Consider the following 22324-nt stretch of genomic DNA (forward strand, 5'->3'; position numbering starts at 1 on the left):
TTAAGTGAGGTTGATATTAAGGTTTAGGTTAAAAGAAATACAAATTTACGGCAAATCTTCTGTATTGTTCTTTTATCTTAAAACAAAAGAATCTTTAAAAATTTTGTTGGTTTTCACAAAAGTGCAAAGATTTTAAGTTCAATCCTTTTTAAAGATACCAGAAAATCAAAGATTTTCAGAAAGTATTATATATCATTTAGTGAGAATTCATAAATTTTATCGAAGAAAAAATCCTTTCGCCTTAAATAAATTTAGAGAAAAGAAATCTTTGCGCCTTTGCGATTAAACAAAAAATCAATAAAAAAACCTTATCATTTCTGACAAGGTTTTATATAAATTCAGATAAATTGAATTATCCCATTTTTCTGTGCGTACTTTTTGTAGCTGCTTTAGCTCCTGTACTGGCTTTTACTTTCGGAGTTGCAGGCTTATCTGCTTTTGGAGCCGCTTTTTTTGGAGCATCTTTCTCAATGTTTACTTCGTCTGTAGCTTCACCTTCTACAGTTTCTGCTTCTGCTTTTACGAAGCTTTCAGGTGTAATGTATCCTGCTTTGTGAAGAATGTTATACCATTGAGCCAATTTTTTAATATCAGAAAAGTAAACTCTGTCTGTATCATAGTTTGGAAGAGACGCAGTCATAAATTCTTTCAACTCATCTTCAGTAGATTTGTGAGAAATAGTTTCTTTGTACTCGTAGTTTTTAGCAATATTTTCGAAAACTTCAAACAAAGGAACTTCTTTATCAAAAGTAAACATAGCGATATTATCCAACAAGCTTACCTGGCTAGAATTACCAATACTTACCTTCTTTTTTGTAGTAACTTCTTCAATAATGAATCCGTTTTTCAACTGCGACACCAATTTGTAAAGACCTGGCTTTCCAGAAATCGAAATTATTTTTTCTAACAGCATAATTTTATTTTTTTTTAATTTCAGTAAAAGCTATAACGCTTTTTTATATTAATATATTTCTTAGTTTAAATTATTTTGGGAATCTCATTTTATAGCTTATCGAAACCTCTCCTTGTGTGATTTTCGTAAGTTTTCCCTTCACCAGCTTTTTCTTCAGCGAGCTTAAATGATCTGTAAAAAGCGTTCCTTCAATATGATCATACTCGTGCTGAATTACGCGGGCCCTAATATCGGAAAAAGTTTCTGTATGCTTCACAAAATTTTCGTCGTAATATTCGATCAAAATCGTGCTCTTTCTTTTCACATCTTCTCTCACATCAGGAATAGAAAGACAACCTTCATTGAACTTCCATTCTTCACCTGATTCTTCAAGAATTTTTGCATTAATGAAAACTTTTTTGAAGTCTTTCAGCTCTTCAGCAATATCTTCATAATCCTCATCTTCTGCCAAAGGCGTAACATCCACCATAAACAATCTGATATCTAAACCAATCTGCGGTGCAGCCAGACCAATACCGTTTGCACTGTACATGGTTTCAAACATATTATCGATCAGTTCCTGCAGATCAGGATAATTTTCGTCTATCTCTTTTCCCGTTTTTCTTAAAACAGGATCTCCAAAAGCTCTTATTGGTAAAATCATCTTGTTTTTTGTTCTAAAAAATTCTGCAATATGATGGTTGCACTTACTTTATCTATTAATCCTTTCTGTTGTCTTTGTTTTTTGCTTTTTCCACTTTGAGAAATAAAAAACGAAGCCATTTTTGAGGTAAATCTTTCATCTAAACGGTGAACTTCGATTTGCGGAAATTCTTTTTTAAAGTTTTCTATAAACCCTAAAATATCAGTTTCCACTTCAGAAATATTACCTTTTAAATCTACAGGAAGCCCCACAACAATTGCCTCCACACTGTTCTCAATGAAATATTTTTTAAAAAAATCCATTAAAAATCGGGTTTCCACAGTATCAAGACCACTTGCAATAATCTTCATATCATCGGTTGCTGCAACGCCACAACGTGCTTTCCCATAGTCTATAGCAATGATCTGTCCCATAAGTCTGCAAATTTAAGAAATTTTACTCATTTTATTCCTAACACAGTTTTTTTTATAAATCATGTTTTATTTACATTAATTTTTTTATAATTTTATATAACCTAAACTCAAGATTATGAAGCAATTGATTCTCGTAAGACATGCAAAAAGCGACTGGCCGGAAGAAACCAACGACTTTGACAGACCTTTGGCAGACAAAGGATTACTAGACGCTCTGAAGATGTCTAAATTTTTAAAAAGCAACAGCATTGGTATTGATTATTTGCTTTCCAGCCCGGCTGTACGAGCTTTAGGTACTTGTAAAATTTTTAATCAGACTTACAATTTAAATTTCGGAACCAACGAAAAACTCTATAATCCTTCTGAAAATAATTTCCAGTCGGTCATTTATGATTTAAATGATAATTTAAATTCTGTAGCATTTTTTTCGCATAATAATGGCATCTCTAATTTTGCCAATTCTATTTCCGAGGATATTTTTCACTTCCCGACTTGCGGAGTTGCAGGTTTTCAGATTGAATGCGATTCTTGGTCGCAGTTTGATGGCGCCAACAAAAAGTTGCTTTTCTTTTATGAACCCGGGAAAATTTAAATAAATATATTTTTAAAAATTCCCCTCCTTTGGAGGGGTGGTGAAAATTCGAAAGAATTTTTGGCGGGGTGGTTCAATATTTCTAAATGTAAAATTTCATTTAAGTTTTGGCTAAAGCCAATTCAATATTATAAATAAAAAAACGGGCTAAAGCCCGTTCCTATTGATAAATTCTTGTTTAAATATAATTTATTTCCTTCTCAAATCTAAATCATCAAAATCAAAACTGAAATCAGTAATATCCGAAATCGCTTTTATTTTTGCAGATTCTGCCTTCCCATTTTCATCGTAATTAAAAATCAGATACGCATCGGCATCATAACTTCTGTCGTCCCATTTAATAATGAAAGTATTGTTTGAAAAAGGAAGCAATTCACCTTTCAGCCTTGGAGAGTTCTTACAAGAAATTCTATACATATTTCCCTGTTGAATAATTTCAACATCTCCAAACCATATATCATTGTATTTTCCAACAAACTGCTCTGCTTTTGGCTGTAGACTTTTTTCTTTTTTGAATGCTTCAGATTTTGCAAAAGCTTCTTTCTTTTGCTTATTATATTCCACCTCAACTTTTTGCATTCTGTCACCGTACGTTTTTAGCCAGTTTCTATCGGCAATTCCTAAGTAAGCATCTTTCACGGTATTGGTTATCGCACTAAATGCCGCTCCGGATTGCTGATTCGTTAACACAACAATTCCCAGCTTCATATCAGGAATTAAAGTAAACTGAGTTACTGTTCCAATCAATCCGCCTGTATGCTGAATTTGTTTATGACCTTTCACATCACTTAAAAACCAACCCAAACCATATCCGTAAAAACTAGTATCATACGGATTTTTCATTGCCACTGCATCTGGAATTTGCAAACTCCAAAGCTGTTGAACATTTTTATCTGAAACTAATTTCTTTCCGTCTTTAGTCGTAAAATTATTCAAAAGACATTCTGCCCAAGTCGTCATATCTTTAATGTTACTCATGATTCCACCGGCTGCATTTCCCGTTTCGTTCCAGTCGTGAGGAACGGCAATTGCTTTTCCGTCAACCGGAGCGTGTGCGTCAATTTTATTTGATATCGCTTTTGCTCTGTTGTAGCTTCCGAAACTTGAGGTCATTCCAACAGGTTTCATAATTCTTTGTTCAATAAAATCTGCCCAACTTAATCCTGAAATTCTGGTAATCACTTCTCCCGCAACAATAAACATAATGTTATTATAATCTAAAGTTGTTCTGAAAGGGTTTTCAGGTTTTAAATATCTTACATTATGAACGATATCTTTCACCGTTAAATTTCCACCTTCCGGAAAAAACATCAAATCTCCCTGTCCCAAACCTAATCCTGCTCTATGTGTCACCAAATCTTTAATCGTAACATTTTGAGAAACATAAGGATCATACATCTGAAATTCTGGAATATATTTTGAAACTTTATCGTCCCAGTTTAATTTTCCTTCATCTGCTAAAATTGCTAAAGCAGTACAGGTAAAACCTTTTGAGTTGGAAGCAATTCCGACCAAAGTTGTATCATCCATCGGTTGTTTCGTCGTCAATGAACGTACTCCAAAACCTTTAGAGTAAATTACTTTTCCGTCTTTAATGACACCAACCGACATTCCTGGAACATCGAAAGCTTTTAAGGTATTTTGAATGAGCTCATCCAGTTTTTTTTCTTCAACCTGAGCATTTGCAATCCCAACCGTTAAAAGAATAAGGAAAAAAGAAAGTTTCTTTTTCATAAGTTTAAAATTTGTCAAATTTAATCAATTCATTAATATCAGCTTTTTCTTAAATAGTATTAAAATTCAACAATAAAGATTACATTAAAAAACATATAATTATTGAAATAGCATTTTTATATTTGCAAAAAAAATAAAAAAATGACTACAAAAAAATTATTAATTTTCTCGTTACTAGTATTAAGCTTTAATTTATATTTCACTCAAAAGATTGAAATTAAAAATGATAAAGTTCTGCTTGACGAAAAACCAATTTTAAAAGCAGAAAAAATCAATATGAATCAATATTCTTTCTACAATTTAAAAAACGATGACGAAATATTGCTTTATAAAGGGTTTGACAATGAAACACCGCAATACATTAATGATGATTATTACGTTTTAAATTTTTTAACCGAAAAAATTAAGATTGAATCTAATGATTTTTCTCAAATTGCAAGTTTCATGAATTCTAAAAAATCAATGGAAAAGCTTATAAAATGGCTATTAAAAGAAAAAGTCCTTACACTTGAAGGAGAATTAAATCCTGATCGTGTAGCTATTTTTAAAGAAAAATACGACCAAAATATTACAGAAAGAACAATAAGATAAATGACTAAAATTCTTCTCCTCTCAGATTCTCATTCTTATATTGATGACAGAATTTTAGATTATGCTAAACAGGCTGATGAAATTTGGCATTGCGGAGATTTTGGAAGCTTCGAAATCATTGAACAGCTTGAAAAAATAAAACCTTTAAAAGGAGTTTGGGGAAATATTGACGGCGCAAAAATCCGTTCTGAATTTCCGGAAGTCAATCGTTTTTTCTGTGAAAATGTCGAGGTTTTAATGATTCATATCGGTGGTTACCCCGGAAAATATACTCCATTAGCAAAAAAAGAAATTTCAGAAAAAGCTCCAAAATTATTTATTTCAGGGCATTCTCATATTTTAAAAGCGATGTATGATGATAAAAATAAATTACTTCATCTCAATCCGGGAGCTTGCGGAAAACAAGGATGGCATAAAATGAGGACGATGATGCAGTTTGTAGTTGATGGAGAAGAAATAAAAGATTTGGCTATCATTGAATTAGGGCCAAAAGTATAATTTGAAACACAAACGCCACAAATATTTTTCACGACTAAGACTAATAATTTCGTGAAAATTGGTGTAAAACATTTGTGTTAATTAGCGGTAAGAAAAAATGAAAATTGGTGATAAAGTTTCAGTAGTAGATGAAGATTTAGGTGGAGTAATTACTTCAGTGAATGGAAATATCGTTGTTTTTAAGGATGAATATGGTTTTACTTATCAATATTCGAAAGAAAAACTGGTTCCGAAAAATGCTGAAATTTATGATAATATAAAAATTGTAAAAAAAGCTGAAACTAAAAAATTTATTTCAAAAAAACACGATAAGAACCCTTTGATTCTTGACTTACATTTCAATAATTTAGTTAAAAATCCTAATGATTATGATAGTTTCGAAAGATTATTTATGCAAAAGGAAAAATTAATTCAAACTATTAATTTTTGCAGAAAAAATCATTTGAAAAGACTTGAAATTGTACACGGAATTGGAGATGGAGTACTCCAAAACTTAGTATGGGACATTCTTGAAAGTCAAACAGGTTTAGATTTTTACAATAAGGAAATACTTCATCATCAATCGGGTGCGGTAATGGTAGAATTTCACTAAATTTGCAACAATTGTAATATGAACGTACTAAATTTACTTTTTACCAAAGACGGACTGATTTACCAAATCACCAAAAACAAAAGTGTTTTGGAAGAGAAATCGTATTTCGTAGACGAAGAATCGCCAAAAAATTTCATCTCAGAAAAACTGGAAGATGTTCTTTTAAAGCAAAGATATGACGAAGTTTCTGTTATTTCTGCGCTGAATCATTTCACTTTAATGCCCGAAGGTTTTGAAGATCACGATTCGGGATATGAATTGATTGCTTTCAATGCTCCTGTTGATAAAGAAAATGAAGAACTGATGCTTTCTGTGAACAAGAAATTCAAAGTTCAGTTTTACTATACTTTTCCAAAAGCATTTTATCAGAAAATAAAAGATCTTTCAATTCCTGTGAGGTTTAATTTTTCGGGAGAAAAATTTTTGAATTCAATAAATAATAAAAATAACAAAGAAATTCACATCAATCTTTATCATAATCAATGTGAATTTTTTGCAATATCCAATAAAAAAATCATCCTTTATAATAATTTGGATGTCAATTCGGAAGTAGATTTTCTTTATTTCGTCATGTTTACTTTAAGTAAAATCGGTTTTGGAATCAACGAAACTAATTTTTACGTTTATGGTGAAACCACAGAAAATGAAACATTTATCTCAGAACTTCAGAAATTTGTAAAAAATCTGAAAGTTGTTTATGATAATGTTCCGAATAAGAATTTTTTATTAGCCTGATGATGGATGCTAGATGATGGATGTTAAATTATTGAGAATATTTTTCTATGAGTTTTAAGTTTGAAAAATTAATTATTTGGCAGGATTCTATGAATTTTGCTGAAACCATTTTCAAAATAACACTCAATTTCCCAAAGGAAGAAATCTATAACTTAACCTCACAAATAAGAAGAGCTTCAGATTCAATAGCATTAAATATATCAGAAGGAAGTATTTTACAGAGTAATTTAGAATTCAAAAGATTTTTAGGATATTCAATTAGATCAATTGCAGAAGTCGTAACTTGTCTTTATAAAGCAAAAAATAGAAATTATATCGACGAAAATAGTTTTCAAGAGTGTTATAATTTCTCCTACAAATTAATGAATCATATTATTGCTTTTAGAAACAAACTTACATAAAAACATCTAGCGCAACGCAACAAACATCCATCACCCAACATCTAACACCCAACATTTATGTACAGAATAATTTCCGGTAAATGGAAAGCAAAAAAAATAGCCGCTCCGAAAAATTTTGACGTAAGACCTACTACAGATTTTGCAAAAGAAGCGCTTTTCAGTATCTTGGAAAACACTTACGATATGCAGTCAATCTCAGTTCTTGATCTTTTTGCGGGAATTGGTTCTATCACGTTTGAATTTGCTTCAAGAGGTTGTAAAGATGTGACTTCGGTTGAAATGAACCCAAAACATACGTCTTTCATCAATTCAGTCGCTTCAGAATTGGATATGAGTTTGCAGGTAAGTACCCAACGTGGAGATGTTTTTGATTGGCTGAAAAAATTCAGAAATAAAAAATCTTACGAAATCGTTTTTGCTGATGCTCCGTTTGAAACCGAAGAAAAAAAATATCACGAATTGCTTTCTTTAGTTTTAAAAAATAAATATCTAAAACCTAATGGAGTTCTAATTGTAGAACATCAAAGCAGATTAAAATTGGATCATCCGAATTATAAATTCACCAGAAAATACGGAAATGTGAGTTTTAGTTTTTATGAACCTAATCAGGAAACAGAACTTGATATAGAAACAGAAAACAACGATACTACAGAATAAAAAAAAAGACTCAAATTGAGTCTTTTTCGTTTTATAAAACCTTATGTTCTAAATCTATTGTTTTCCCAAAGAATTTCTTTGAGATTTTCTCGAAATTCTTAGTAATATCAGAAAGATAAAATTTGTATGTCGGCTTAGGATTATTTTCGTTTAAGAGATGATATTTATCTAAAATAATCGTTAAATGATTCGCTACAATATTCGGTGAATCAATGACGCGAACGCGATTTCCATAATATTGTTTGATTTCATCAATTAAAAGTGGATAATGGGTACAACCGAGAATCAATGTTTCAATATTCTTTAATTTAGCATTACTTAAATAATTGTAAATGATAGAATGCGTAATCGGATGATTTTTGAAACCTTCTTCTATCGCAGGAACCAAAAGTGGCGTCGCCAGTTCGTCAACTTTGATAAATTTGTTGTGTTTACGAATGCTTTTTTTGTATAAACCTGAATTTACCGTCGCTTTCGTTGCAATCACTCCCACATTATTGTGAATTTCGTACGAAACTTTTTCTGCTACAGGATTAATAACGTCAATCACAGGAACTTTTCCGGCAACAGATTCCATTACTTCATTCAAAGCATTTGCTGTAGCCGTATTACAGGCAATTACAATCGCTTTACAGTTTTGTTCTAAAAGGAAATTAGAAATTTTAGTAGAATATCCTATAATCGCTTCTTTCGACTTTTCTCCGTAAGGAAGATGTTTTGTATCTCCAAAATAAATTAAATCTTCGTGCGGAAGAAGTCTTTTTATTTCTTTTGCAACCGTTAACCCCCCAACACCACTGTCAAAAATTCCAATGGGCTGTTTTGCTGAAAGATGCGAATAATCTTGTTTTTTAGTTTTCAATCGACATGAAATTTAGTGCAAAAATAAGGATTTTCAGACATAATGTTGCAAATATGCAACTTTAAACCTGAAACAAATCAGAAGCAATTCCGTCTGCCATAAACCAATGTTTTTCAGGAATTTTCAGGTAATTGTTTTCAATTTTTAGAATTCCTTCTTCTAATTTATTTTTAGTTTCTTTATTAAAATGGTCTAAAATACTATTAGAAAATTTTTGGTTCAAACTTTCTAAATCAACTCCCCAAATTGTCCTCAAGCCAATCATAATCATTTCATTAAACTGATCCTGTTGAGAAAGAATTTCGGTTTCTTTGGCTAAAATATTTGAATTTAATTTCTTTATATATTGTTGATTATTGGCAACATTCCAGCTTCTGATGTCTGTTCCGTTATAAGAATGTGCGGAAGGACCAATTCCAAGATATTCCTGATATTTCCAATAGGCAGAATTATGTCTTGAATGAAATCCCGGCTTCGCAAAATTGGAAACTTCATAATGATCAAAACCATGGTCTTTCAGAAAATCAATCATATAATAAAACTCCCGATTCTGTTCTTCCTCTTTCGGATTTACAACTTTTCCTTTTGCAATCCAGTTTTCCAACGCAGTTTTTGGTTCAACCGTTAAAGCGTAAGAAGAAATATGAGGAATTTCAAGTGCAATTGTTTTATTTAAATTTTCTTTCCAAATTTCTAGATTTGAAGTTGGCGAACCGTAAATTAAATCAATACTTAAATTTTCAAAGCCAAAATCCTGTGCTCTTTTGATTGAATCTTCAGCTTCGGAAGCATTATGAGCACGATTCATCAGTTTTAAATCTTCATCAAAGAAACTTTGAGTTCCGATTGACAAACGATTTATGGGAGACTTAGATAATTCCTTAAGAAAAGTATTATTTAAATCATCGGGATTGGCTTCTAAAGTAATTTCGATATCATTATTAAAACTGAAATATTTTAAAACCTCATCGATTAAAGCTTTAATTTCATCTGCAGAAAGTACAGAAGGAGTTCCACCACCAAAGTAAAGTGACCGAATATTCTTGTTTTTAAGCTCATCTTTTCGAAGAAAGATTTCCTTTTTCATTGCATCCAGCATTTCATCTTTAAAATTCAAAGAAGTAGAAAAATGAAAATTGCAATAGCTACATTTCTGTTTGCAGAAAGGAATGTGAATGTAAATCATAAAAAAAGCTCTGAAAAATTTCAGAGCTCAAATTTATTTAAATTAAATTGATTAATATCTAAATCCTCTATGATTAATAAAGTTATCGAAGTTATAACCTAAACCAAGCATAAAGCTGTTTCCTCCGTAAGTCTGAATATCAGACATTCCAAGGTTGTAAGTAGCACCAATCATAAATTTGTTGAATCTTACTTTTACAATTGGAGAGATGCTTAATTGCTGATTGTCAAATCTGTTTTGAACTCCTCTATAGCTTACTCCGAAAGAGAAAGCGTTGATATCGTTTGAGAACGTAGCCATAAGGTTTAAGTCCATCATTCTCGTTGAGTTTGTATTCAGGTTAATTAAAGCTGAAGGTGTAATTGCGATGTTGTCTGCAATTTTCCAGTCGTATCCTAAGTTTAAGAAGAATTTGATTGGAGATGGTTCGTAATTGTTTACGATAGATTCGTCATTACTTAATGCGATATCATTCACAGAAACTCCCCCGAATAAACCTCTGTACGTTGCAGCTAAACCGAAGTTAGCATACGCCATAAAGATGTTGCTTTCGTTTCCTTGCAACAATGGATCGTAACCGTCTTCAGTATTAATTTTAGAATAGTCAAAATTCATATTGTAGAAGTTCACACTTGTACCAAAAGAAAACTGATCTTGTCTTTCTCCCTCACTGCTTAGTGGGATAAAATAAGATGCTCCTGCTGTAATACCTCCTGCTGAAATAGGACCGTTGCTATCTCTAAAAACGGAAATACCCGCTCCAACTCTGTCAAAAATATTCGCGTTGATCCCCACAGATTGTACGTTGGGAGACTCGCTGAATTTTGAAAATTGTTGTTGATAGTTTAAGTTAAGTTGTACGTAGTCCGTTTTACCGTATTGAGCAGGGTTGAACAGGAACTCACCATCCAAAAGATATTGTTGATAGTATGGTAGTGATTCTTGTGCTTTGTATGCATTCGACAAAAGAGCTAAACATACGATAGCATATAGTTTTCTCATAACAAATCTTGATTTCAATTCAACAAATATAAAAAAAATCTCAATATATTTTTAGTTTTCTAAATAATTTCTCCATTTTTTTACAGCATCCGCCATATCTGGAGGCATTGGGCTCTCAAAATACAATTCCTTTTTGGTAGTTGGGTGTATAAATCCTAAAGTATGGGCATGAAGAGCATGTCTGGGTAAAATTTCAAACACATTTTTTATAAACTGCTTATACTTAGGTAGATTAACTCCCCGAAGTGCGACACTACCCTCATATCTTTCATCATTAAACAAAGTATGACCGATATGTTTGAAGTGTGCTCGAATTTGGTGCGTTCTTCCTGTTTCAAGCTTACATTCTACCCAAGTCATATATTTAAATCGTTCCAAAACCTTAAAATGCGTTACAGCATGCTTACCTTGACTTCCGTCGACATAGGTATACATCTGCATTCTATTTTTCGGATGTCTTCCTATATGCCCCGTAATAGTTCCCTCATCGTCTTTTACATTCCCCCAAACAAAAGCCCAATACAAACGCTTGGTTTTTCTTTCGAAAAATTGCTTTGCAAGGAAACTTAAAGCATATTCATTTTTAGCAATCACTAAAAGCCCGGAAGTATCTTTATCAATCCTGTGAACCAATCCTACTCTATCTAAATCTGATTTTGCACCATTTTTTTGAAAATGAAAAGCCAAAGCATTCACTAAAGTTCCGTCCCAGTTTCCGAATCCCGGGTGAACAACCATTCCAGGATTTTTATCAACGACAACCAAATCATCGTCTTCATAAACAATATTGATAGGAATATCTTGTGGAATGATAACATTTGTGCGAGGAGGACGAGTTAATAAAACAGAAACCTGATCATTGGGTTTAACTCTATAGTTTTGCTTTACAGGAGCACCATTTACGATAACATTTCCTGCACGACAAGTCTGTGAAATTTTATTTCTCGAAGAATTCTGTCTAAAATTGAATAAAAACTTATCTATTCTTAAAGGTTCCTGTTTAGGATCCACAGTAATGTTCAGATGTTCATAAAGTCCTTTATTCTCATCATCAATATCGATATCAACATTGATATTACTATCTAAAAATTCTTCGTCTAAAAAATCGTCGTTATCTTCTGTCATTGCTTTATTTTATATAAAAGGCTTCAACATAATTAAAGTTGAAGCCTTATTTTATATTTTAATTAAAAATTAATTTATAATCATCTTTTTAGCTTTAGGCTTATCGGATGTTGAAGTTGTAGCTGGTTTTGGTTTATCTGCTGAAGTCGTCGGTTTCGATGAACCTGAACTTACATTTGATTTTACAGCATCCGTTTTTGGAACCTCTTTCTTAGGTGGGCTCACTGGAGCCGGAGTTGCATCAATAACGGGTGCATCCTGAAAATTCGGAACTTCATCATATCTTACCGGAGGTAAAGTAGTATCAACCTTCATACGGTAGGTAGAATTAAGTATTTCAATTTTACCGCGTAATTCTGCCGGTGTTTTTTTACTTGCCCAAAGGTCGATCTGCATTCCCTGATCTCGCGAATCTCCTGCTGCCGGATCCTGATAATAAACAATATCCGAATCATCATTTCCTCCGTCTTCAAAATCTACAAGACCGACTTCAAAAAGATTTCTTGCAATAAGAGCTTTTGCATCTTTTACCGTTAAACCAACAACGTTCGGAATAGAAATATTTCGCATAGGACCAGATCCTACAACAACATCGATTACTGAGAATCTCGGGATTTTAGTTCCCGGTTTTATTGAATTTCCTTTAAATAAAATTCTTAAAACCGCATCTTTCTGAATACTCGGTTCATAAATAGTATCGTTAACCTTCAAGCCTACCTGTTCCAATCTCTGGAAAGCCAATCCTGAATATTTATTGATAACATCCGGAACCGCAACCGGAGCCCAGCTTTTAGGATTCACCATCAACTGAATAGCTCTTCCGTCTTTTACACGAGAACCAGGAGAAGGATAAACTTTCAAAACTTGAAGCGGTCTGTATTTAGGATTATAAGCTGCACTGTCAACTTCATAGTCGAGTCCTGCATCTTCTAATATTTTCACAGCGTCATGAACTGATTTATTGATAACATTCGGAACAGGAATTTCCTGACCATGATTGGTATGATACTCCAACCAACGGAAAGTAAGCCACACCAATCCTACAAAAATACCGATGGCTACTAACAAATTGACTAAAACTTTCCAATTCAAAAGCGATTTAAACATACTTTAAAATCCTTTAATAATAACGACAAAGATAATTAATAATTTTATATTGAAGTTTTTATTTAGCAGATTTCAATTTTGCATTCAAAAAATCTGAAATTCATATATTTCAAGATATAAAATGTTTAAATTTGCCTTACTTGATAATATAGATATGAGCAAAAAGCACGTTGCCGTAGTTATGGGAGGCTATTCTGACGAATACAAAGTTTCTCTGAAAAGCGGTCAATTAATATATGATTCCTTAGACAGAGATCTTTATCATGTCTATAAAGTAGTGATTCTGAAAGATGAATGGTACTTTTTAGATGAAAATGAAAACAAAAAACCAATTAACAAAGGTGATTTTTCGGTTACTTTAGACAATAATGAAGTATTAAAATTCGATGCTTGTTTCAATATCATTCATGGAACTCCGGGTGAAAACGGAATTCTTCAGGCTTATTGGGATGCTATCGGGCAAAAATATACAGGTTGTGATTTTTATCAAAGTGCTTTAACATTCAATAAAAAAGATACTTTAGCCGTTCTTTCAAAATACGGAATTCCTTCGGCAAAAAGTGTTTATTTAAGAAAAGGAGAAGAAATTAATGTAGATGAAATTATCGAAAACTTAAATCTTCCTGTTTTTGTAAAACCTAATCAGTCAGGTTCTTCATTAGGAATTTCCAAAGTGAAAGAAAGATCTGAGCTGATTGCTGCAACCGAAATTGCTTTTAAAGAAGATGATGAAATTTTAATTGAAAGTTTCCTCAACGGAATGGAAGTTTCTGTGGGAGTCATTGATTTTAAAGATGAAACGATCGTTTTAGGAATTACAGAAATTGTTCCTAAAAATGAGTTTTTCGATTATGAAGCTAAATATGAAGGAGCTTCAGAAGAAATTACTCCCGCAAGAATTGATGCGGAAACAACAAAAAGAGTGGAAGAAATAGCAAAAAGAGCCTACAATTCTCTCGGAATGAGCGGTTTTTCAAGAAGTGAATTTATTTTAATGGATGGAATTCCTTATATGCTTGAAATGAATACCAACCCTGGATTTTCTCCCGCAAGTATTCTTCCTCAACAGGCAAAAACCTACGGAATTTCCATTAAAGATCTTTGTGGAAATGAGGTTGAGAAGGCTTTACAAAAAGGAAACTAGATATTAGAGGTTAGATATTAGAGTAAAAACAAACTCATAATTAATAACTCATAACTTATAACTTTATTTGCGCATGAAAATTGCTGTTTTTCCGGGGTCTTTTGACCCAATTACTTTAGGACATTACGATATTATTGAGAGAGCTGCGGCACTTTTCGACAAAGTGATTATCGCTATCGGGCAAAATTCTCAAAAAAAATATATGTTTCCTTTAGAAAAAAGGATAGAGTTCATACAAAACTCAGTAGCCGAATTTCCTAATGTGGAAGTTGATCATTTTGAAGGCTTAACGGTAGATTATTGTTTTGAAAAAAATGCTCAGTTCATTCTCAGAGGTCTTAGAAATCCTGCCGATTTTGAGTTTGAAAAAGCAATTGCACATACCAACCGAACTTTAGCTCATAAAAAACTGGAAACAGTTTTCTTATTGACTTCATCAGGAAAATCATTCATCAGCAGCAGTATTGTAAGAGAAATCATCAATCACGGAGGAGAGTATGAACTTTTGGTTCCAGAATCAGTAAGAGTGGAAAAAAAATAAATGATAAATGATAAGAGATTAATGATTTTAGACATTCAATCGACTATCATTTATCGACTATCATTTATCAGAAATGCACGAACAAATCAATTTTGCAATAGAAGTTCTCGGCACGATATCATTTTCGATGTCGGGAAGTTTTGCGGCAATGCAGAAAAGATTAGATCCGTTTGGCGTTTTAATTATTGCTTTCGTCACATCAGTTGGTGGCGGAACTGTGCGAGATTTACTGTTGGGAATTCCTGTTTTTTGGATGCATGATCTTTTGATGTGCGGTTTGATTTTGGCAACAAGTGTTTTTTCAATGGTTTTTAAATCTATTGAGAAAAACTTTAAGGTAACTTTATTTATTTTCGACAGTTTCGGATTGGGGTTATTTACGATAATCGGTGTTCAGAAAGGATTAAATGTAGATATTCATCCACTAATTTGTATAGGATTAGGAACGATTACCGGTTGTTTCGGAGGAATTATCCGGGATATTTTACTGAATAGAATTCCTCTAATTTTCAGGAAAGAAATTTACGCAAGTGCTTGTATTATTGGTGGTGCAACATTTTTATTATTGACCACTTTCACCAGTCTTTCTTATACAATTATTCAGATTTTTACGATTTTACTAATTGTTACTATCAGAACTTTGGCTGTAAAATACCATTGGCAAATGCCTAAATTTTATGGTTATGAGCAGAACTCTGAAATGTAATTAACCACTAATAAGCTTATTTTAATAATTATTTGCTATATTTAGGCAACTAAAATTATCAAGCTTATGAAAAACTCTACTTTTTTTTACATTTTGCTCATTTGCTTCTTAGGGATAACTCCTACAAATGCACAACAGCAAATAACAATCGGAACAGGAACTGCTTCATGGTATTACTCACCAATTACAAGATTATTTGAAAATGGAGCCAGCGAAACAATTTATGACGCTTCAGAGATTGGAGGTATAGGAACAATAAATTCTATAGGATGGAATATCGTCAGTAGTGCTTATGCGACAACCACGGGGAATGTATCTATTTATATGAAGATGTCTACTCAAAGTGCAATTTCTACTCCCACAAGCATAACGGGTTATACATTAGTTTATTCCGGAAATGTTAACAATGACGTTTTAGGATGGCAAAACATTGCACTTACAACTCCTTTTCAGTATAATGATTCTACAAAAAATTTAGTCGTTTTAGTTGTACATGCTTCAGGAAATTACACATTATCTCCTCCGAATTACTCTTATTCTAATGCAGCTAATAAATCATCATATTATTACAGTATTTCTAATGCATGGAATGATACCCGAGCAATGATAAGCACTCCAAACAGAGCTAATATCAGATTAAATTTTGCTAGTTTAAGTACTGTAGAAATTGATGGAAAAACATCTCTAAAGTATTATCCAAATCCTGTAAAGAACATTTTTAATGTTTCAGGAAATCAAACTATTTCTTCTTTAGATTTTTACAATTTAGCCGGACAAAATGTTTTAAGTCAGAAATTTGATAATAAAGAAATTTCTATAGATTTATCAAGGTTAACAGCAGGAAATTATATTGCTAGAGTTAATTATAAAGACGGCTCTTCAAAAACTATTAAAGTTGTGAAACAATAAAACCCGTTTATTTTAACATAAAAAAATGGCAGAAAAAATTATTTTCTGCCATTTCTATTTTTTTAATATTATTTCTAAAACTTCCCTCTATTTCTCATATTAGGATTATGCATATGCTTTTGCATTGTAGGCATTTTCAACTGATCTTTCAACATTTTGATTTGATCTGCCATCATTCCTGCAGAATCTAATCTTTTTGCTTCTTCCAATAGTTTTTGTCCTTCCTGTCTTTTTCCTTTAGAAATTGCACCTGCAGCAAGATTCAATGTTGCCATTGCACGGTCATGTTTCATATTTAAACCATAGTCCAAAGCTTTTTTCATCAAAGGTTCTACTTTCGTAGGGTGATCTTGAGCCAAAACCAAACCTTGAAGATAATGGTAATATCCGTACTGGTTTTTGTGAAGTTCTGTTTTATAATCTTTAATATTATTCAGAAATTTTGACGCTTTTACCATATCTTGTTTTCTCAGCTGCCAAAAAGCCAAAAGAATATTTTCGTTCTTAATAAATAAGAAAATGGGTAATGCAGCTAAAAGAAAAACCACGATTCCCCAGCCTAAATTTCTTGTGAAAATCATCATGTAAAGACCTCCAAGAATCAGAAGTGCCGCAACTATGATTTTTATGTATTTGTTCATTATTAAATTTTAGAAGTGCAAAGGTAATAAATTTGGTTGAAATTTGATGGTGAAAGGTTGATTGTTAAAACTTTCTTCATATAAATTTCCCTATTTACTTTCAACTTTCTCGTAAGTCTGAAAACAAAAATCATATTGATTTTTCACATCTTTTTCATGACAGATTTCTGAAGTCAATTTCCAAAATTTCGGGTTGATTTTAGGAAAATAAGTATCAGCTTCAAGATTTGCTTTTACCAAGGTTACCTCAAGTTTATCTACAATTTCCATTGTTTGTTCGTAGATGTTTCCACCACCGATGATGAAGATATTTTCATCAATTTTTTTGGCAAACTTCACAGCTTCTTTAATGCTTCCTACAATTAAAATCCCCTCCTGAAACCAGTTTTTCTTTCTTGAAACAACAATATTGGTTCGGTTTGGAAGCGCTTTCCCAATACTTTCATAGGTTTTTCTTCCCATAATGATCGGGTGTCCCGAAGTAAGGTCTTTAAAATGTTTTAAATCTTTCGGAAGATGCCACAGCAACTGGTTATCAGAACCAATTTCATTTTTTTCTCCCATTGCCACCACAATTGTTGTCATTCAATAAATTTTCTGCAAAATTAGCACTTAATTTGTATATTTGAGTAGCACAAAAAACATTAAAAATTTTAAACTATGAAAAATAAAGGTTGCATGAGCGCCGGAACAATCGGCATTGCTCTCGTAATAATTGTAGCAGTGTTATTCTTTTGGGGAAAAAGCGGTTACAACAGCTTTGTTGACCAGGAACAAACCGTTGATGCAAAATGGTCTAACGTACAAACCGTTTATCAAAAAAGAGCCAACTTAATTCCGAATCTGGAAAGAACTGTAAAATCATACTCAAAATTTGAACAGGAAACTTTGACGAAAGTTGTTGAAGCACGTTCAAAAGCAACTTCTATCAACATCAACCCTTCTAATTTAACGGAAGAAGATATGGCTAAATTTCAGGCTGCACAAAACGAACTTTCCGGATCTTTAAGCAGATTAATGGCGGTTGTAGAATCTTATCCGAATTTAAAAGCTGATCAACAATATATTAATTTCCAAAGAGAATATATTGCCATCGAAAACAGCATCAGAACAGAAACTGTTTATTACAACAACGCCGCAAGAGACTATAACGTTTCGATAAAGCAGTTCCCAAATAATATTTTGGCAAACTTTACCAATTTTAAAGAAAAACCTTTATTTAAAGCACAAGCAGGAGCTGAAAATGCACCAAGCGTATTTACAGAATAATGAGCCGTTTCCTTACAAATCAGCAGATAGATTCTTTGGTGGGGGCTATTCAATCGGCAGAGCAACATTCTACCGGAGAAATTCGTGTACATATAGATTCTTCTACAAATTCTAAAACTGCAGAAACTGCTTTTGAAGTATTTAAAGAATTATGTAAAGATAAAACCGCAGAAAAAAATGCGGTTTTATTTCATGTTAATTTTGAAAATAAATATCTTACTATCATTGGCGATACAGGAATTCATGCGAAAGTACATCAATCGTATTGGGATCACCTGCATGATTACATCACTTCAGAATTTGCAAAAGGTCATTTTTATCAGGCTTTAAAAAGCGGAATTCTTGAAACAGGTTTAGAACTAAAAAAACACTTTCCCGTAAAAGGAGAAAATCACAACGAATTACCCAATGAGATTACATTCTCTTAAAATATTTTTAGCTTTCTTATTTGTTTGCTGTTATAGTTTTTTATCAGCACAGTACACTATTCCCGAAAAACCTGCAGTTTTATACCCTGTTTATGATGAAGCCAACCTTCTTACTCAACAGGAAAAAAATGAACTGAATAACAAGCTCATCAAATTTGCAGATTCTACTTCTACAGAAATTGAAATCATTATTATTCCCTCTACAAAAGGTGAAGACATCAATTTCTTAGCGACAATGTTTGGCGAAAAATGGGGAATCGGACAGAAAAATGTAGACAACGGCTTTATTTTTCTGATTGCAAAAGACGATCGTACAATGGCAATTCAGCCGGGAAGAGCAGCTGAACAGTATTTAACAGCTTCTGTTGCCGGACAAATTTTAGATTACATCGTAACGCCCAATTTCAAACAAGGAAAATGGTTTGAAGGCATCAATGGTGGAACCAATGCCATTATGGATTCTGTTCAAGGGAAATTTAAACCTTTAAACAATCAAAAAAAGGGAGACATCAACGTTTCAAAACTTATCATTATCGGAATTGTGATATTCATTATTCTTATCATTTTATTTAAAAACAGAGGTGGCGGAGACGATGACGGCGATATTATTTTAAGCAGAAAAGGAAGAAGAAATTATCCTGGTGGATTTTTTCCATTTCCGTTTCCTGGAAGTTTTGGCGGTGGTGGATTCGGTGGCGGTAGTTCACGAGGCGGCGGTGGCTTTGGAGGATTCGGCGGCGGTGGAAGTTTTGGCGGCGGTGGAGCTTCGGGTGGATGGTAAAGACATTTAAGAAAAATGAAATTTTCAATTACATCAATTCTTTTAAGCCTAATACTTTATTTCTTTCAATTAAAGTTAATTTGGACATTCTAAATGATTATTCATCTGCAGATGGGAAAACGCAAGCATTTTTTGGTCTCACAGAATTAAAATATTCTTATAAATATTATTTTCTAATCATCTTATTAATTTCATTATTATTAATAAGATTTGCTTTTAAAAACAAGGAATTATACAATTTCAGATATTCTGCAATTTTTGTTTTAATAATTGGAGGAATTTCAATAGCTGTTGATTTCTGGAAATGGTTTATTTAAAAAATAATTAAGCTCACTTACAGAAAATATTTTTTATCCGAATTTTTTCTGATTTTCTTCGATTAAAATTTCATTAAACCTATCAAAATCATTTAAATTTTACTCAATTTTCATTATATTTACTGAAAACGGGTTTATGAAAAAAACGCTGGTGGTTTTTGCCCATCCTTATCTTGAGCATTCCAATTCAAATGTAGAACTCATCAATTTCTACGTTCGTCATCAGCATTTTACACTTCGGGATTTGTACGAAGAATATCCGGATTTTCATATAGCGGCTTTCAGAGAACGAAAAAGGCTTCAGCAATACGACCGTTTTATTTTTCAGTTTCCTATTATTTGGTTCGGAATTCCACCATTATTAAAATTGTGGATTGATGAAGTTTTCGACCGCAACTGGGTGAAAGAAGGTGAAAATAACCCACTCAAAAACAAAGAAGTTTACATTGTTGTAACGACCGGCGGAAAAGAAAGATCATTTTCAAAAGACGGCACTTACCAATACACGATTGACGAAATTATCAGCGGTTTGATTGTTTCCCTTAAAGTTTTTGATGCCAATATTAAAGACATCACGATTGTTTACGAAGCTAATAAACTGTCTAAAAAAGAAATCATTCTTCAAAAAAAGAAATTTGTCGAAATCCTAAATCAATAATATGGAAACCACTTTAGCAATGAACACCTTAATTTTTTTGGGCGTTGCCATTATCATGGTTCCGCTCGCAAGAAAATTAGGTTTAAGCTCGGTAATCGGCTATATTTTAGGAGGAATTATCATTGGACCTTATGTTTTAAAACTCACAGGAAACGATGTTAACGACATTATGCACGCCAGTGAATTTGGGGTAATCATGCTTCTTTTTTTGGTAGGATTGGAATTGGAACCAAGAAAATTCTGGGAAATGCGGAAGAAAATCGTAGGACTTGGTTTGACGCAGATGGTTCTCACTATTTCAATTCTCTTCCTTATTTTCATGTGGGCTGGCTGGAAAATCGATAAAGCATTTGCCATTGCGATGTGTTTCGCATTATCCTCAACTGCAATTGTATTACAGACTTTACAGGAAAAAAACAACCTGAAAACTTTAGCAGGGGAAGCTTCGTTTTCCACACTATTATTTCAGGACATAGCTGTGATTCCGATTTTGGCAATTTTGCCGATTTTAGCACATTCAAAAGCGAAAACCAGTGAAAATGAAGTTCAGATTCTCATCCAGAAACTTCCCGAATGGCTTCAGGCTGGAACGGTAATCTTTGGAGTTGTTACCTTAATTTTATTGGGGAGATATGTTTTTGTACCATTTTTAAGGTATGTTTCAAAAGCTGGAATGACAGAATTGTTGACCGCCACTTCCCTATTTTTAGTAATCGGAGTTTCAGAATTAATGGTTGCAATTGGCCTATCTCCGGCTTTAGGAGCATTTTTGGCAGGTGTAATGTTGGCAAATAGTGAGTTCAGACACGAATTGGAAGCACATATTGATCCGTTTAAAGGACTTTTGCTCGCCGTTTTTTTTGTGAGCGTCGGTTCTACAATGAATTTCAATGTGATTGCTGAAGACCCTATTTTTATTTTCAGTACTGTTTTTGTGGTTTTAGCAGTGAAATTTTTTGTTCTTTTTTCAATTGGAAAATTCTTTAAAATTGATACTCCACAAAGTTTATTTTATGCTTTTGCACTTTCTCAGGTTGGAGAATTTGCTTTTGTTCTAATTAATTACGCATCAGATTTATCACTTTTCAGCACTGAAATGAATGCACAAATGATGGCGATTACAGCGATTACAATGTGTATCACTCCAATTTTTTTAATTATTAATGATAAATTGATTACTCCGAAATTCATAAAAGAAGTTCCGGAAACAAAATCAGATTTCAATATACTTGACAGAGATATTTCACAAAAAAAGATAATCATCGTCGGTTTCGGACATTTCGGAAGCACCGTTGGAAGACTTTTGAAAGCCAACAAAATCACAGCAACCGTTCTCGACAGAGATTCTGAGCGTGTAAAACTGTTGAGAAGTTATGGTTTTAAAGTATATTATGGCGATGCTACAAGAATACCTATTTTAAGAGCTGCTGGAATTGAAGATGCCGAAATTTTAGTTTTATGTCTCGACGATCCCGATGATAATAAATTTGTTGCAGAATTGGTTCGTGAGCAATATCCAGATGTGAAAATATTTGTACGTGCTAAAAACAGAATTGATGCATATGCTTATCTCGACAACGGGATTGATAATATTTACCGTGAAACATTAGGAACCGCAGTTGATATGGCAGTCGATGTTTTACAGGAAACCGGAATGCGAAAATATGCAGCCCGCCGTCTCGGACAGAGATTTATGGCAATCGATAAAGCTTCCATCAGAAAATTGGCAAAATCTAAAGACGATGAAGACATCCGACTTTTCACCACAAAAGAAATCCTCCAGCGAGAGGAGGATTTATTGGCTTATGATAATTTAAATTTTGAAAATAAAGACTGGGAAACCTCATCAACAGATGATGACGAGGAAGGCGACAAGTGA

General features: G+C 32.9%; 27 protein-coding genes. 16 read left to right on the forward strand and 11 right to left on the reverse strand.

Translation table 11 applies throughout. From position 1 onward, the window contains the following. Positions 1-352 precede the first annotated feature (352 nt). The 3 genes from OF897_RS14060 to ruvX all read right to left on the reverse strand — a co-directional run bounded on the left by OF897_RS14060 (position 353) and on the right by ruvX (position 1969). On the reverse strand, positions 353-913 hold the full coding sequence (locus OF897_RS14060) for a DUF5606 family protein (RefSeq protein ID WP_267266323.1): 561 nt from the start codon (positions 911-913) through the stop codon (positions 353-355). A 70-nt stretch (positions 914-983) separates the two neighbouring features. After that, complete coding sequence (def, locus tag OF897_RS14065) at positions 984-1556, reverse strand: peptide deformylase (protein ID WP_267266324.1); 573 nt, start codon at positions 1554-1556, stop codon at positions 984-986. Next, positions 1553-1969, reverse strand: coding sequence for a Holliday junction resolvase RuvX (gene ruvX / locus OF897_RS14070; RefSeq protein WP_267266325.1), 417 nt, complete (start codon positions 1967-1969; stop codon positions 1553-1555). Before ruvX ends, def begins: the two co-directional genes overlap by 4 nt. Before the next feature lie 115 nt (positions 1970-2084). On the opposite strand from ruvX, the gene OF897_RS14075 reads away from it, so the two are divergent. After that, positions 2085-2561 carry a SixA phosphatase family protein gene (locus tag OF897_RS14075; RefSeq protein WP_267266326.1) on the forward strand — a complete coding sequence of 159 codons (477 nt, stop codon included), beginning with the start codon at positions 2085-2087 and terminating at the stop codon, positions 2559-2561. 189 nt (positions 2562-2750) lie between these two features. Here OF897_RS14075 and OF897_RS14080 read toward each other — a convergent pair whose 3' ends face one another. Beyond that, a complete protein-coding gene (locus OF897_RS14080) occupies positions 2751-4295 on the reverse strand; it encodes a serine hydrolase (RefSeq protein ID WP_267266327.1) in 1545 nt (514 codons plus the stop codon). A 141-nt stretch (positions 4296-4436) separates the two neighbouring features. Between OF897_RS14080 and OF897_RS14085 the strand changes: the two genes are divergently transcribed. From OF897_RS14085 to OF897_RS14110, 6 genes are all read left to right on the forward strand, one after another. After that, positions 4437-4886: a hypothetical protein gene (locus OF897_RS14085; RefSeq protein WP_267266328.1), complete on the forward strand. Its 450-nt coding sequence runs from the start codon at positions 4437-4439 to the stop codon at positions 4884-4886. Next, positions 4887-5384 (forward strand): metallophosphoesterase family protein, encoded by a 498-nt coding sequence (locus tag OF897_RS14090; protein WP_267266329.1) that lies wholly within the window; start codon positions 4887-4889, stop codon positions 5382-5384. It abuts the gene before it with no gap. A gap of 97 nt (positions 5385-5481) precedes the next feature. Beyond that, the gene (locus OF897_RS14095; protein ID WP_267266330.1) at positions 5482-5976 is read left to right on the forward strand and encodes a Smr/MutS family protein; all 495 of its coding nucleotides are present in this window, start codon (positions 5482-5484) and stop codon (positions 5974-5976) included. Between the two features lie 18 nt (positions 5977-5994). After that, positions 5995-6711 carry a DUF3822 family protein gene (locus tag OF897_RS14100; protein WP_267266331.1) on the forward strand — a complete coding sequence of 239 codons (717 nt, stop codon included), beginning with the start codon at positions 5995-5997 and terminating at the stop codon, positions 6709-6711. 47 nt (positions 6712-6758) lie between these two features. Next, a complete protein-coding gene (locus OF897_RS14105) occupies positions 6759-7112 on the forward strand; it encodes a four helix bundle protein (RefSeq protein WP_267266332.1) in 354 nt (117 codons plus the stop codon). Between the two features lie 57 nt (positions 7113-7169). Further along, on the forward strand, positions 7170-7769 hold the full coding sequence (locus tag OF897_RS14110) for an RsmD family RNA methyltransferase (RefSeq protein ID WP_267266333.1): 600 nt from the start codon (positions 7170-7172) through the stop codon (positions 7767-7769). A 31-nt stretch (positions 7770-7800) separates the two neighbouring features. Here the strand turns inward: OF897_RS14110 and murI are convergent, their stop codons facing one another. From murI to OF897_RS14135, 5 genes are all read right to left on the reverse strand, one after another. Continuing rightward, the gene (murI, locus tag OF897_RS14115) at positions 7801-8631 is read right to left on the reverse strand and encodes a glutamate racemase (RefSeq protein WP_267266334.1); all 831 of its coding nucleotides are present in this window, start codon (positions 8629-8631) and stop codon (positions 7801-7803) included. Between the two features lie 61 nt (positions 8632-8692). Next, a complete protein-coding gene (gene hemW, locus OF897_RS14120) occupies positions 8693-9817 on the reverse strand; it encodes a radical SAM family heme chaperone HemW (RefSeq protein WP_267266335.1) in 1125 nt (374 codons plus the stop codon). Positions 9818-9868: 51 nt separating this feature from the next. Then, entirely contained in the window at positions 9869-10819 is a 951-nt protein-coding gene (locus tag OF897_RS14125; RefSeq protein WP_267266336.1) for a PorP/SprF family type IX secretion system membrane protein, read from the reverse strand. Between the two features lie 51 nt (positions 10820-10870). Continuing rightward, positions 10871-11944 carry an RluA family pseudouridine synthase gene (locus OF897_RS14130; RefSeq protein WP_267266337.1) on the reverse strand — a complete coding sequence of 358 codons (1074 nt, stop codon included), beginning with the start codon at positions 11942-11944 and terminating at the stop codon, positions 10871-10873. Positions 11945-12013: 69 nt separating this feature from the next. After that, on the reverse strand, positions 12014-13051 hold the full coding sequence (locus tag OF897_RS14135) for a PASTA domain-containing protein (RefSeq protein WP_267266338.1): 1038 nt from the start codon (positions 13049-13051) through the stop codon (positions 12014-12016). Positions 13052-13205: 154 nt separating this feature from the next. Between OF897_RS14135 and OF897_RS14140 the strand changes: the two genes are divergently transcribed. The 4 genes from OF897_RS14140 (at position 13206) to OF897_RS14155 (ending at position 16351) form a co-directional block, all read left to right on the forward strand. Next, a complete protein-coding gene (locus OF897_RS14140) occupies positions 13206-14195 on the forward strand; it encodes a D-alanine--D-alanine ligase (RefSeq protein ID WP_267266339.1) in 990 nt (329 codons plus the stop codon). 73 nt (positions 14196-14268) lie between these two features. Further along, on the forward strand, positions 14269-14736 hold the full coding sequence (gene coaD, locus OF897_RS14145; RefSeq protein ID WP_267266340.1) for a pantetheine-phosphate adenylyltransferase: 468 nt from the start codon (positions 14269-14271) through the stop codon (positions 14734-14736). A gap of 73 nt (positions 14737-14809) precedes the next feature. Further along, a complete protein-coding gene (locus OF897_RS14150; RefSeq protein WP_267266341.1) occupies positions 14810-15442 on the forward strand; it encodes a trimeric intracellular cation channel family protein in 633 nt (210 codons plus the stop codon). Positions 15443-15508: 66 nt separating this feature from the next. Next, positions 15509-16351 (forward strand): T9SS type A sorting domain-containing protein, encoded by an 843-nt coding sequence (locus OF897_RS14155; RefSeq protein ID WP_267266342.1) that lies wholly within the window; start codon positions 15509-15511, stop codon positions 16349-16351. 74 nt (positions 16352-16425) lie between these two features. Here OF897_RS14155 and OF897_RS14160 read toward each other — a convergent pair whose 3' ends face one another. Both OF897_RS14160 and OF897_RS14165 read right to left on the reverse strand, forming a co-directional pair. After that, positions 16426-16992 carry a DUF2892 domain-containing protein gene (locus tag OF897_RS14160; protein WP_267266343.1) on the reverse strand — a complete coding sequence of 189 codons (567 nt, stop codon included), beginning with the start codon at positions 16990-16992 and terminating at the stop codon, positions 16426-16428. Positions 16993-17082: 90 nt separating this feature from the next. Continuing rightward, the gene (locus tag OF897_RS14165; protein WP_267266344.1) at positions 17083-17577 is read right to left on the reverse strand and encodes a dihydrofolate reductase; all 495 of its coding nucleotides are present in this window, start codon (positions 17575-17577) and stop codon (positions 17083-17085) included. A gap of 75 nt (positions 17578-17652) precedes the next feature. Between OF897_RS14165 and OF897_RS14170 the strand changes: the two genes are divergently transcribed. The 5 genes from OF897_RS14170 to OF897_RS14190 all read left to right on the forward strand — a co-directional run bounded on the left by OF897_RS14170 (position 17653) and on the right by OF897_RS14190 (position 22324). Next, positions 17653-18261, forward strand: coding sequence for a LemA family protein (locus tag OF897_RS14170; protein ID WP_267266345.1), 609 nt, complete (start codon positions 17653-17655; stop codon positions 18259-18261). After that, positions 18261-18689 carry a TPM domain-containing protein gene (locus tag OF897_RS14175; RefSeq protein ID WP_267266346.1) on the forward strand — a complete coding sequence of 143 codons (429 nt, stop codon included), beginning with the start codon at positions 18261-18263 and terminating at the stop codon, positions 18687-18689. Before OF897_RS14170 ends, OF897_RS14175 begins: the two co-directional genes overlap by 1 nt. After that, entirely contained in the window at positions 18670-19470 is an 801-nt protein-coding gene (locus OF897_RS14180) for a TPM domain-containing protein (RefSeq protein ID WP_267266347.1), read from the forward strand. Before OF897_RS14175 ends, OF897_RS14180 begins: the two co-directional genes overlap by 20 nt. 453 nt (positions 19471-19923) lie before the next feature. Continuing rightward, the gene (locus OF897_RS14185; protein ID WP_267266348.1) at positions 19924-20445 is read left to right on the forward strand and encodes an NAD(P)H-dependent oxidoreductase; all 522 of its coding nucleotides are present in this window, start codon (positions 19924-19926) and stop codon (positions 20443-20445) included. Between the two features lies 1 nt (position 20446). Next, the gene (locus tag OF897_RS14190) at positions 20447-22324 is read left to right on the forward strand and encodes a monovalent cation:proton antiporter-2 (CPA2) family protein (protein ID WP_267266349.1); all 1878 of its coding nucleotides are present in this window, start codon (positions 20447-20449) and stop codon (positions 22322-22324) included.

Source organism: Chryseobacterium formosum (assembly GCF_026460885.1).
Lineage (GTDB): Bacteria > Bacteroidota > Bacteroidia > Flavobacteriales > Weeksellaceae > Chryseobacterium > Chryseobacterium formosus.

What these genes read in the sequence shown, in the direction of transcription:
- OF897_RS14100 (WP_267266331.1), top strand. Translation starts at nt 5,995, where the DNA reads ATGAACGTACTAAATTTACTTTTTACCAAAGACGGACTGATTTACCAA.
- OF897_RS14080 (WP_267266327.1), bottom strand. Translation starts at nt 4,295, where the DNA reads ATGAAAAAGAAACTTTCTTTTTTCCTTATTCTTTTAACGGTTGGGATT.
- OF897_RS14075 (WP_267266326.1), top strand. Translation starts at nt 2,085, where the DNA reads ATGAAGCAATTGATTCTCGTAAGACATGCAAAAAGCGACTGGCCGGAA.
- OF897_RS14060 (WP_267266323.1), bottom strand. Translation starts at nt 913, where the DNA reads ATGCTGTTAGAAAAAATAATTTCGATTTCTGGAAAGCCAGGTCTTTAC.
- OF897_RS14110 (WP_267266333.1), top strand. Translation starts at nt 7,170, where the DNA reads ATGTACAGAATAATTTCCGGTAAATGGAAAGCAAAAAAAATAGCCGCT.
- OF897_RS14160 (WP_267266343.1), bottom strand. Translation starts at nt 16,992, where the DNA reads ATGAACAAATACATAAAAATCATAGTTGCGGCACTTCTGATTCTTGGA.
- OF897_RS14105 (WP_267266332.1), top strand. Translation starts at nt 6,759, where the DNA reads ATGAGTTTTAAGTTTGAAAAATTAATTATTTGGCAGGATTCTATGAAT.
- OF897_RS14170 (WP_267266345.1), top strand. Translation starts at nt 17,653, where the DNA reads ATGAAAAATAAAGGTTGCATGAGCGCCGGAACAATCGGCATTGCTCTC.
- OF897_RS14125 (WP_267266336.1), bottom strand. Translation starts at nt 10,819, where the DNA reads ATGAGAAAACTATATGCTATCGTATGTTTAGCTCTTTTGTCGAATGCA.
- OF897_RS14180 (WP_267266347.1), top strand. Translation starts at nt 18,670, where the DNA reads ATGAGATTACATTCTCTTAAAATATTTTTAGCTTTCTTATTTGTTTGC.
- ruvX (WP_267266325.1), bottom strand. Translation starts at nt 1,969, where the DNA reads ATGGGACAGATCATTGCTATAGACTATGGGAAAGCACGTTGTGGCGTT.
- OF897_RS14190 (WP_267266349.1), top strand. Translation starts at nt 20,447, where the DNA reads ATGGAAACCACTTTAGCAATGAACACCTTAATTTTTTTGGGCGTTGCC.
- OF897_RS14185 (WP_267266348.1), top strand. Translation starts at nt 19,924, where the DNA reads ATGAAAAAAACGCTGGTGGTTTTTGCCCATCCTTATCTTGAGCATTCC.
- OF897_RS14130 (WP_267266337.1), bottom strand. Translation starts at nt 11,944, where the DNA reads ATGACAGAAGATAACGACGATTTTTTAGACGAAGAATTTTTAGATAGT.
- OF897_RS14165 (WP_267266344.1), bottom strand. Translation starts at nt 17,577, where the DNA reads ATGACAACAATTGTGGTGGCAATGGGAGAAAAAAATGAAATTGGTTCT.
- OF897_RS14140 (WP_267266339.1), top strand. Translation starts at nt 13,206, where the DNA reads ATGAGCAAAAAGCACGTTGCCGTAGTTATGGGAGGCTATTCTGACGAA.
- OF897_RS14155 (WP_267266342.1), top strand. Translation starts at nt 15,509, where the DNA reads ATGAAAAACTCTACTTTTTTTTACATTTTGCTCATTTGCTTCTTAGGG.
- def (WP_267266324.1), bottom strand. Translation starts at nt 1,556, where the DNA reads ATGATTTTACCAATAAGAGCTTTTGGAGATCCTGTTTTAAGAAAAACG.
- OF897_RS14135 (WP_267266338.1), bottom strand. Translation starts at nt 13,051, where the DNA reads ATGTTTAAATCGCTTTTGAATTGGAAAGTTTTAGTCAATTTGTTAGTA.
- OF897_RS14095 (WP_267266330.1), top strand. Translation starts at nt 5,482, where the DNA reads ATGAAAATTGGTGATAAAGTTTCAGTAGTAGATGAAGATTTAGGTGGA.
- OF897_RS14150 (WP_267266341.1), top strand. Translation starts at nt 14,810, where the DNA reads ATGCACGAACAAATCAATTTTGCAATAGAAGTTCTCGGCACGATATCA.
- hemW (WP_267266335.1), bottom strand. Translation starts at nt 9,817, where the DNA reads ATGATTTACATTCACATTCCTTTCTGCAAACAGAAATGTAGCTATTGC.
- OF897_RS14090 (WP_267266329.1), top strand. Translation starts at nt 4,887, where the DNA reads ATGACTAAAATTCTTCTCCTCTCAGATTCTCATTCTTATATTGATGAC.
- OF897_RS14085 (WP_267266328.1), top strand. Translation starts at nt 4,437, where the DNA reads ATGACTACAAAAAAATTATTAATTTTCTCGTTACTAGTATTAAGCTTT.
- coaD (WP_267266340.1), top strand. Translation starts at nt 14,269, where the DNA reads ATGAAAATTGCTGTTTTTCCGGGGTCTTTTGACCCAATTACTTTAGGA.
- OF897_RS14175 (WP_267266346.1), top strand. Translation starts at nt 18,261, where the DNA reads ATGAGCCGTTTCCTTACAAATCAGCAGATAGATTCTTTGGTGGGGGCT.